1 protein-coding gene is annotated in these 779 nt (G+C 74.7%); it reads left to right on the top strand.

The annotated features are described in order from the left end of the window. Positions 1-779: DUF998 domain-containing protein (locus ESO86_RS17935; RefSeq protein ID WP_129236052.1), on the top strand; the 779-nt coding region annotated here is incomplete at both ends.

Raw genomic sequence — 779 nt, 5'->3', positions numbered from 1 at the left:
GGCGACGATCGCGGCGCTCGCGGTCGGCAGCTCAGCCGGGGCCTTCGACGGGTTCCCGGGCGGCCACCTCGCCGCGTGCGCCGCGCTCGCGGGCGGGCTCGGGGCCACGACCGGTGCGGTCCATCGACGTGCCCACCACCAGTCCGTGTACCGGTCGTTCAACGTCGTCGCGATGCTCCTGGCGGCCGGATGCCTCGCGAGCATGAGCCTCACGGACACGGGCGAGTGGTGGGTGCGCAACTTCAGCGAGCTCGGCACGTCCGACGACGTCGCCGCCGTGTGGTTCAACGCCGGCCTGGTGCTCTCGGGTGGGGCGATGGCGGCGATGGCCGGTCGACTCGTCCGGGGGCTCGCACGCCCCGAGTACCGGGCGCGCCGAGGCGCGCGCACCGTCGTCCACGCGCTCGTCGGCATCATCGGCTTCGCGCTCGCCGGCGTCGGACTCGTGCCCATCGACGCCGACGAGACGCTGCACAACGTGTTCGCCAGCGCCGCCGGCGCGGCGTTCTTCCTGCTCGCCGCCGGGACGCCGTGGCTGGTGCGGCGCATGCCGCGCAGGCTCGTCGCGACCTCGGTCGCAGCACTCCTCGTCGAGGTGGCGGCGTGGGTGGTCTACGACGGCCTCGGCTGGTCGTCGCTGACCGTGTTCGAGGTCGTCGCCTTCGCGCTCGTGTTCGTCTGGCTCATCGCCCTGGTCGTCACGACGCATCCCGAACGCGTCGACGCGCCCGCCCTCGCGGCGGCGGTCGGCGGCCTCGTCGCGGGGCCCGCTCGCGGCG

Origin of the sequence: Agromyces binzhouensis (assembly GCF_004135055.1) — a bacterium.
GTDB lineage: Bacteria > Actinomycetota > Actinomycetes > Actinomycetales > Microbacteriaceae > Agromyces > Agromyces binzhouensis.
Note: the sequence above shows the minus strand (reverse complement) of the source record. Positions and strands in the feature narration are given on the sequence as shown.